7 protein-coding genes are annotated in these 9,212 nt (G+C 62.5%); 1 reads left to right on the top strand and 6 read right to left on the bottom strand.

From position 1 onward, the window contains the following. Positions 1-15: 15 nt before the first annotated feature. From KVF90_RS10815 to KVF90_RS10790, 6 genes are all read right to left on the bottom strand, one after another. Positions 16-1,053 (bottom strand): AAA family ATPase, encoded by a 1,038-nt coding sequence (locus KVF90_RS10815; RefSeq protein WP_413676984.1) that lies wholly within the window; start codon positions 1,051-1,053, stop codon positions 16-18. Next, on the bottom strand, positions 1,037-1,771 hold the full coding sequence (locus tag KVF90_RS10810; RefSeq protein WP_264391588.1) for a DUF4159 domain-containing protein: 735 nt from the start codon (positions 1,769-1,771) through the stop codon (positions 1,037-1,039). Before KVF90_RS10810 ends, KVF90_RS10815 begins: the two co-directional genes overlap by 17 nt. 27 nt (positions 1,772-1,798) lie before the next feature. Then, on the bottom strand, positions 1,799-3,121 hold the full coding sequence (locus KVF90_RS10805; RefSeq protein WP_264391587.1) for a TldD/PmbA family protein: 1,323 nt from the start codon (positions 3,119-3,121) through the stop codon (positions 1,799-1,801). Positions 3,122-3,143: 22 nt separating this feature from the next. Then, the gene (locus KVF90_RS10800; protein ID WP_264391586.1) at positions 3,144-4,778 is read right to left on the bottom strand and encodes a TldD/PmbA family protein; all 1,635 of its coding nucleotides are present in this window, start codon (positions 4,776-4,778) and stop codon (positions 3,144-3,146) included. Between the two features lie 615 nt (positions 4,779-5,393). Beyond that, on the bottom strand, positions 5,394-7,649 hold the full coding sequence (locus tag KVF90_RS10795; protein WP_264391585.1) for an EAL domain-containing protein: 2,256 nt from the start codon (positions 7,647-7,649) through the stop codon (positions 5,394-5,396). 211 nt (positions 7,650-7,860) lie between these two features. After that, positions 7,861-8,331, bottom strand: coding sequence for a DUF3429 domain-containing protein (locus KVF90_RS10790; protein ID WP_264391584.1), 471 nt, complete (start codon positions 8,329-8,331; stop codon positions 7,861-7,863). Positions 8,332-8,410: 79 nt separating this feature from the next. Here KVF90_RS10790 and KVF90_RS10785 point away from each other — a divergent pair, with 79 nt between their 5' ends. After that, on the top strand, positions 8,411-9,184 hold the full coding sequence (locus tag KVF90_RS10785; protein ID WP_264391583.1) for an SDR family NAD(P)-dependent oxidoreductase: 774 nt from the start codon (positions 8,411-8,413) through the stop codon (positions 9,182-9,184). Positions 9,185-9,212 lie beyond the last annotated feature (28 nt).

The raw sequence follows: 9,212 nt of genomic DNA, 5'->3' as shown, positions 1-9,212 counted from the left end.
CGTGCGCCCCATGGATCAGGCCGTCGGCGGTGGCAGGTGCGCGAGCAGCGCGGCAACCACATCGTCGGCGCTCTTGCCCTCCGCCTCGGCAGCGAAGGACAGCAGCAGGCGGTGGCGCAGCACCGGCGCGGCCAGCGCGGCAATATCCTCGCGCGTGGCGGCCAGCCGCCCGTGGATGAGCGCACGCGCCTTGGCGCACAGCACCAGCGCCTGCCCCGCACGCGGCCCCGCGCCCCAGCGCACATAGGTGCCGACATCGGCGGGCGCAGCCGGATCACCGGGCCGCGTCGCGCGCACCAGCGTGGTGATCCAGCCGAGCAGGTCCTCGCTCAGATAAACGTCGCGCACATTCGCCTGCAGCGCCAGCACATCGGCGGCGTGCATCACGCAAGGGACAGGGTCGCCAGCGCGGCCGGTGGTCAGGGCGAGGATGTCACGCTCCTCCTGCGCAGTCGGATAGCCGACCCGCACCAGCAGCAGGAAGCGGTCAAGCTGGGCTTCGGGCAGCGGATAGGTGCCCGCCTGCTCCAAGGGGTTTTGAGTGGCCAGCACGAAGAACGGCTTGGGCAGCTGATAGGTCTGCCCGCCGTAGCTGACGGTCTTTTCCTGCATCGCCTCCAGCAGCGCCGCCTGCGTCTTGGGCGGGGTGCGGTTGAGTTCGTCGGCCAGTAGCAGGTTGGTGAACACCGGGCCTTGCTGGAAGCGGAAGCTGCGGTGGCCGGTGCCGTGATCCTCTTCGAGCAATTCGGTGCCGAGAATGTCGCTCGGCATCAGATCGGGCGTGAACTGAACGCGCCGGAAATCCAGCTCCAGCGCCTCGCCCAGCGTGCGCACCAGCAGTGTCTTGCCCAGCCCCGGCACGCCTTCCAGCAGGCAATGCCCACCCGCCAGCAACCCGATCAGCAATTGTTCGACCACATCGCTCTGGCCGACGATGGCGGTCGCGATAGCGTTCTTCAGCTCGCCGAGCTTCCCGATCCGCTGTTCGATCTGCGCGGCGTTTACCGCAGCCTGTTCCGACACCTGTTCAAACCCTTCAATTGCTGAGCGCATACATGATGATGTTCACCCCGAAGCGGGTGTTGTCCTCGGCCAGGAAGCGCTTGTTGCGCCAGTCGTAGTCCCACTCGCAACCATAGTCCTTGTTGCTGTAGAGCACGCCAAGGCGGTCGTTGATGGTGATGCCCTTCAGGTAATCATGGATGAGATCATCGCCCCAGCCATTGAGCTCGAAGGATGTTGCAGGCGGACCGTTGAACTTGAAGAAGCTTGAATAGAGGGCGTGGTCATTGGGCAGCTTTTTCATCGCCTCGCCGCCGAAGATGCGGGCCATCTGCGCCTCGAAAGACTTGGCGAACAAGCCGTCGATATCATGGTTGCAATCATCGACGAACACGAAGCCGCCATTCCTGACATAGCGTTCGAAATTGCGGCGCTCCGCGTCGGAGAATTCGACCGCCTTGTGCCCGGCAAGATAGCAGAACGGTGCCGACAGCATCTTCGGATCGCCGAGGTCCACGACGTGTTCCTGCGTGTCGACCCTCAGGCTGGTGTAGTCGATGAGCGAGGTGATGAGGTTGGCCGGCATGCGCTGGTCAACGTCCCAGTCGCCGGAATTATACTTGAGGCGGGTGAACCAGAAGTCATAGCCGCCCGCCGCCGCCCCGCCGGGCCTTGGAGCAGCAGACAAGGCCGCGCCCGGAAGCGTGCTCAACAGCCCGCCTGCGACCAATCGCAGAAAACGTGCGCGGGTGATGGCTTCATGGCTCACGTCACCCGCGCCCTTGGTTATCGCTTGTCAGACGGCGTCGGACAGCGAGGTGAAGGTGAAGTCTCGGACCTTCATCGGCGGGACCATCATGCTGCCATCCTCGACCCGGACCGAACGGCCCAGTTCTTCGATGTTGTTGAGCATGATCACCGGGCTTTCATTGAAGCGGAAGTTCTTGATCGGGTACTTCAGCTGCCCGTCCTCGATGTAGAAGGTGCCGTCACGCGTCAGGCCGGTCAGCAGCACGGTCTGCGGATCGACCATGCGGATGTACCAGGTGCGTGTGACGAGAATGCCGCGTTCGGTGCTGGCGATCAGTTCGGAGGTCGACTTGGTGCCGCCTTCCATGATCGTGTTGCCCCACCCTGCGGTTTCGGGCTTGCCCTGCTTGCCCGCCCAGTAGCGCGAGTACTGGAGGTTCGCGACCTTGCCGGCATCGATGATCTGGGTGCGTTCACGCGGCAGGCCATCGCCGTCCCACGGCATGGCAGGCACCACCGGGTTCCACGGATCGGTGTAGATATTGACGCGCGGATCCATGATCTGCTCGCCGATCTTATTGCCACCGCCCTGCTTGCTGAGGAAGCTGCGCCCTTCATCGGCCGAACGTGCGTCGAAGAAGTTCATCATGAAGCTGATGAGGCCCGAAGCCGCCGCAGGCTCAAGGATGACAGTGTACTTGCCGGGCTCTAGCGCCTGAGCATCGGCTGACGCCGCCGCCTTGCGCATCGCGATCTGGATATCCTTGGCGGGATCGAAATCCGCCACATCCTTCACATTGCTCGCAACCCAGCCCGACCCGCGGCCATCTTCGGTGCGCACGGTGCAGGTGTAATCCGCGATTGTGGCCTGCTGGTAGCCGAAGTTGCCATTGGAATTGGCGTGGGCAAAGAACGTGTACCCGTCTTCAAGGAAACCGGCAGCAATCAGCCCCTTGTCACGGCATGGCATGATCGAGGCTTCCGCGATCTTGGCGCGGGCCTCTGCCGTCAGCGCCGCAGTGCCCGCGCCGTACATGTCGGTCGCGCGGTACGTCTGCGGGCCGACGGCGGGCATGAATTCGGGGTTTTCCGGAGCGAGCTTGGCCAGATCCTCCGCCCGGCGCACGACCCGCTCCAGCGAGGCGTCGTCGAACTGGTTGATCGTCGCCGTCCCGACCCGCTTGCCGAAAGCGACCTGCACGGCAAGATCGATGCTCTCGACGATGCCCGAGGTGGAGATATCATTGCGGGCGAACCGGACGTTGCCCTGGGTTCCGCCGCTCAGCTGCGCGCTGGCTTCGTCCGCGGTCGAAAAGGCGATGACCTTTTCAAGGATGGCCTTTGCCTGCGCTTCTGTAAGAATGCTCATGTCTGCTTCTCCTGCGCTTGGCTCAACCCAGCGACCGGGCGGTGTTGATGACGTTGATCCCGTCGAAACGGGTGGTCGACGAACCATGGCTGACCGCCGAGATCTGGCTCGGCTGCCCCTTCCCGTCGAAGAACGAACCGAACAGGCGATAATCGCTTTCGTCGCAGATGGCCGAGCACGCGCCCCAGAATTCGGGGGTGCGCATCTGATAGGCGACGTCCTCGATCATCGGGCCGAGCTGGCCGTTCTTGATCTCGTAGAACACCGTCCCGCCGAACTGCGCATTGTAGCGCTGCTGATCGATCGAGAATGACCCGCGGCCCGAGATGTAGATCCCGTTTTCGATGCCTGCGATCATGTCGGTGGGGGACAGCTTGGTCTTGCCCGGCGCAAGGCTGACGTTGGCCATGCGCTGGAACTGGACGCTCGACCAGCTGTCGGCATAGCAACAGCCGTCCGATGCATCCTTGCCGACGATGTGCGCCTGATCGCGGATGGTCTGGTAATCGACCAGCGTTCCATCCTTGACCAGATCCCAACGCTTGGTCTGCACGCCTTCATCGTCATAACCGACCGCGCCGAGCGATCCGGGCTGGGTCTTGTCGGCGAACAGGTTCACGATCTCGCTGCCGTACTTGAAGGCAGCATCACGCTTGTCGAGGGTCGCAAAGCTGGTGCCGGCGTAGTTGGCTTCATAGCCGAGCACGCGATCCAGCTCGAGCGGGTGGCCGACCGATTCGTGGATCGTCAGGCCGAGGTGGTTTGGATCGAGCACCAGGTCGTACTTGCCCGGCTTGACCGAAGGTGCCTTGAGCTTCGCCTGCGCATCATTGGCGGCGGCGATGGCATCTTCCTTCATGTCGTAGGAATTGCCGTAGGTGGTGAGCCCGTTGGGCAGCACGAACTTGTCCTCGGCGCGGCCGTCCATGTACTCCCAGCCGAGGCCCATCGGAGCCGAAAGCCCTTCGCGCGAACGGAACTTGCCGGTCGTCGTGTCGACCGCGGTGACGGTGATCGGCGCCCAGATGCGGTGAACGTCCTGATCGATGTAAGACCCGTCGGTCGAGGCGAAATACTTCTGCTCGTTGACGAGGAACAGCAGCGAATTGACGAAGCTGGCTCCGGCACCGAGCGCGGCGTCGTTTACCGACATCAGCAGATCGACCTTGTCGGCGATCGGCACGTCCATCGCGTTCTTCTTGATCGGGGTGCGCCAGCTGACTTCGCCGACGCCCGGCGTGGGCGCAAGCTGCACGGCGCTGTTCTGGATGCGGGCATTGGCCTTGGCAATCGCGGTCGCCTGACGCGCTGCGGCGGCGACGGCATCCTCGGTCATGTCGTTGGTCGCGGCGAAGCCCCAGGCTCCGTCAGCGATCACGCGCACGCCCGTGCCAGTGCTTTCGGTGTTGACGATATTCTCGACATTGCGTTCGCGGGTGATGACGAACTGGCGCAGGTAGCGCCCGACGCGAACGTCGCAATAGCTGGCGCCAGCCGCGGTTGCCGCCGCGAGCGCGGCGTCCGCCAGCCGCTTCTTGACCGCGAGTTCGATCCCGTTCTGAAGTTCGCTAGCCGCAATCGCCTTGCCGAAAATGGAGGGCGACAGCGCGGCACCTGTAAAGAAGGTGCTGAGCGCCAAAAAATCCCGTCTGTCCACGTGAAACCTCCCCAAACCGGCCGATGGCAGTCTTCGGGAATTTCCGAAGCCAATCCGGCGATTGCTCTGCAGCGGGGGACATAACTGCCGAGAGCCCGCGAGATGGTCAAACCGTTTGGCTCGCCCTCTGGCAGTTCCCTTGCGACATGTGACATCGCCCCGATACCGGTTCTGTAGCAACGGGCATTCAAGCTTTGGGCGAAGCAGCCGACGAAGCGCAGGACTTAATCGACGAACAGGGCATAGGGGCGATGGACTGGTCGGGCGCAGACCGATGCCGCGATGGGCCAGTCATTTTGCTGGCGAAGCAGCCTCTAGTCTGAAGGCTTGCGATCTCGTCCTACAGCGTTGCGCGCATCGGCCCGGCGCATTGCGGATTAACCACGATTCGCAACCCGGTCACGCGCGGACCGGCGCCGGAGTTGCGTGGCACGCCAGACCAAGAAAACGGGAGCCTGAAACAAAAAAAGCCCCGGTTTCCCGAGGCTTTTTGTATCTTTTAAGAGCGACGCCGAATTAGCGGCTGCCGAACAGGTGCGAGAAGTAGCCCCACATGATTTTTCTCCTATCAGCGGCAAAAGCTGTAGGATGTGTTTAACACGTTATTAACCTTAATCAAGCGTTAAGTGCCGCTCGTCCTCCACCCATCATCGCCAGCAGTTCCGGCATCGCAATCGCGCGCGAGAACAGGTAACCTTGGGCATGGTCGCAGCCCATCGCCTTGAGCGTTGCGGCCACTGAAAGATCCTCGACGCCTTCGGCCACAACGATCTTGCCCAGCGAATGGGCGATCTCGATCGTAGCGCGCACCACGGCGCGGCTCTCTTCGGACGTCGCCATGTGCTGGACGAAACGCTTGTCGATCTTGAGCTCGGAACTCGGCAGCTTTTCGATGTATTCGAGGTTCGACTGGCCGGTGCCGAAGTCGTCGATCGACAGGCAGATACCCCTTGCTTTCAAGGCGGCAATCTGCGGGGCGATCCGGTGATCTTCCAGCTTGGCGGTTTCGGTCAGTTCGAGCGTCAGGTTCTCGGGCGGAAAATCGTAACGGCCCAGCAGGGTCATGATGTCGAACAGCAGGTGCGTGTCGGAAAGGCTTTTGGCCGACATATTGACGGCCAGTTTGAAGCGCGGGTCGAGCGCGATCGCCTGCTTTCCATCAAGCAGCGCTGCCTCCATCACCACCAGGGTAAGTTCGTTGATCCGGTCCCCGGCCTCGGCGGCGAGCACCAGCTCCTGCGGATTGATGAACTCGCCCCCGTCCGGCTGCCAGCGGATCAAAGTCTCCGCGCCAACGATCCGGCCCGAGGAAAGATCGATCTTGGGCTGATAGGCCACGCCTATGTTGCGATTTCTCAGGCCCTTCTCGAGGACGCGGATCAGCTCAAGCCGGTGATTGCGTGCTTCGAGATGTGCTGCGTCGTTGATGATGAAGCGCACACCGCGAGCCGCTGCCTCGTCGGCTGCCTGCATTGCCTTCTTGATGCGCAGTGCCACCGGCAGATCATAGTTCGTGTCGATCCCCAACGCGGGGGAACTGTTGGTCGACTGCCAGTCGTGGTTGATCGCGGTCTTGAGCATCAGCGCAAGACCATCAGCATGGCGCTCAAGCTCGACCGTTTCCATGCGGGGCGCCAGCCAGACGAGCAGATCGCGTTCAAAAGCAACGTCGCCGACTTCGCCGGGCCCCTTCACATAGGCGATCAGCGTGTTGACGAAATCGCCGATCTCGCGCGCCGACCACTCTTCCGACATTTCTGCCAGGTTCGCGATCTTGAGCGCGTAAACGTCGCGCTCCTCGCTCGGCTTGTCCGAGCTGATCGCGCTCGTGGTCATCGCGTCGAAATCGCTGCTGAAATATTTGCGGTTGATGCGGTGGAAGAAGAACGCGGCCCCGCCCATCGCCAGCAACGCGGACATGATGTCGATATTGATCGAAAGCTCGTCGAGCACGAAGGTGACCGTAAGCAGCGCAAGGGCCACCATCCACAATGGTTTGGATGTGCGCCGCGGGCTCAGCGCCTGCACCAGAATCGCGCCTGCCGCGAGGATCAGCGCCGGGAACCACATCAGATCCATCGGCACACCGCGCTTCAGCGAATGGGCGCCCATGATATGGAAATAGGCCCCCGGGATTTTTCCGTCCCGCAGAGGCATCGTGTAGAAGTCAGCGGATTCGTAGTAAGCCTTGCCGATGATCACATTCAGGCCAGCAAACTTGGACGCCGGGACGCGGCCACGATAGACATCGACATAGCTATATGTCGGGATCGTCCGGGGATCGAAAGCATAGTCCGGCCGGTACATCCGCGCGGGCCCACTATAATCCGCTAACACCGCCGACAGCGACGGCATCGCCTGACCCTCGTAGGCGACGCTCGTCGGAAACGTCACCGACAGCCCGAAAACAGAGCCTATTCCATTCATGGCGGCTGCGTTGGCATGTCGGCGGAATTCGGGGCGCGGGATGATTTCCCCGACTTCCTGAAGACCGACGTTGTGACTCGGAGCCATGCCGAGCCAAACCTTGCCGGAGTGTCGGGCGAGAGTCTGCGCAAACATCTCATCTGCCCGCGGGCTTTCGAGATCGGCATGAGCCCGATCGAAGGCGACTTTCCGGACGCCTGACGCGAAAAGACGGTCGATGACTGCGCTATCTTCAACACGAGTTGGGAGGTTGCGCTCGAAAGCGTTCAGCGTCTTGTCGTCGATCGCGATCATCACGATGTCGCGTGGAGCTGGCCTGATGCGCAACTCTGCCCGGACAGCGCGGTACATGTCCTCGGCTGGGAGCGGCAACTCGATCAGCGAGGAAACGATCCCGAACAGGATCGCGAACACGGCGACCTGAATTCGCTTGCGACGGAGCAAGTCCGCACCCGACTTACGTCCCGTTTCCTCTTTCGATACAGCCGGTTGCTCGCTGGTCACCTCAAACGCGCGCCGGATCCTGTCGGCCAGAGATTGTAACGATCCGATCATCGAGCGCGCTGTTCCAAGAGAGAAACTCAAGCTTCTCCCTAAGATACAGTGGTTAATGCATCGCAAACGACTGGCCGCGGCCAGCGCTGGCGCGGTGGCTTCAGATCACCCGTTCCGACAGAAGGCCCAGCGCGATCGTCAGCCCGCCGAGACCGATCGACAGGTGCCAGCGCAACTGGAGGAAATCGCCTTGCGCAAAACCCAGCGCACGGTCGATCATCGGCGAACCCAGGATCAGCGCTCCGAGATAGAGCAGCGCCGGGCCGGGCCATTCCCAACCGAAGGTCCATGGCAGGAACAGCGCCACGGCGATCAGGCTGGGCATCACGGCCAGCACATAGGCACCGGTCGTCGCTCGCTGGCTTTGCACCGCTTGCCCCCACCACACGCCGCCCAGAAAGCTGAATATCGCTGCCGCATAGGCATAGCCTCCGGCGAGCGCCGAATAGCGCCATTCGTGACCTGTCAGGATCAACCCGATGCAGATCGCCTGCGGCAATAGGCCGGCGTAGCCGAGCGCGCGGGCCGCGGGGGTGAGCGAAGCTTGGGAGTTTGAATCTTGTCCGTCCATGGCGGCACAAGTCCCGGGCCCATCGCACGGTTCCCGCAAGCTTGCAGTGACAGGACGTTTGCGGCACCAGACGGGGCGCATGAACCTGTTTGATCTCACCGGCCGCACGGCCATCATCACCGGCGGCAACGGCGGGCTCGGCCTCGCCATGGCACGCGGTCTTGCCAAGGCTGGCGCGAATGTTGCGATCTGGGCACGCAGTGCTGAGAAGAACGCATCCGCGGTGGAGAAACTGCGCACCCTCGGCGCAGGCGATGTCATGGCGCTGACCTGCGACATCGCCGACGAAGCGCACATAGAGGCTGCCATGGCCCAGACCCTCGGCGCCTTCGGGCGCGCGGACATATGCTTCGCCAATGCCGGTATTTCAGGCGCAGGCACGCCGATCCCGGATATCACGGCAGAAGGCTGGGACCACACACTCGCCGTCAACACCCGCGGCGCGGCGCTGGTTTACAAGCATGTCACCCGCCACATGATCGCACGCGCCAAGGAAGGCGATCCGGGCGGAAAGCTGATCGCAACATCCTCGGGCCAGTCGATCATGGGGGTTAACCGCTCATCCGATTATGCGGCGTCCAAGGCTGCGCTCAACGGCCTCACCCGCGCCGCTGCCTTCGAACTTGCACGCCACCAGATCACCGCCAACGCCCTGCTTTTCGGTTTCTACGAGACTGACATCACCGCCAAGGCCGATCCCAAGTTTGCCGAATGGATGAGCCGCCGCATCCCGCTGCGCCGCCCGGGCGATCACGAAGGGCTGGAGGGGCTGGCGGTGTTCTTTGCCTCGTCCCACTCCGATTATATCACGGGGCAATGCCTGCCGGTCGATGGCGGACTGTGCATCTCCTAGTTGTGCATCAGGCAGGGCACGCCATCTA

The organism is Porphyrobacter sp. ULC335 (genome assembly GCF_025917005.1).
In the GTDB taxonomy this organism is placed as follows: Bacteria; Pseudomonadota; Alphaproteobacteria; order Sphingomonadales; family Sphingomonadaceae; genus Erythrobacter.
The sequence above is the reverse complement of the archived record's forward strand: the minus strand, read 5'-3'. Positions and strand labels throughout refer to the sequence as shown.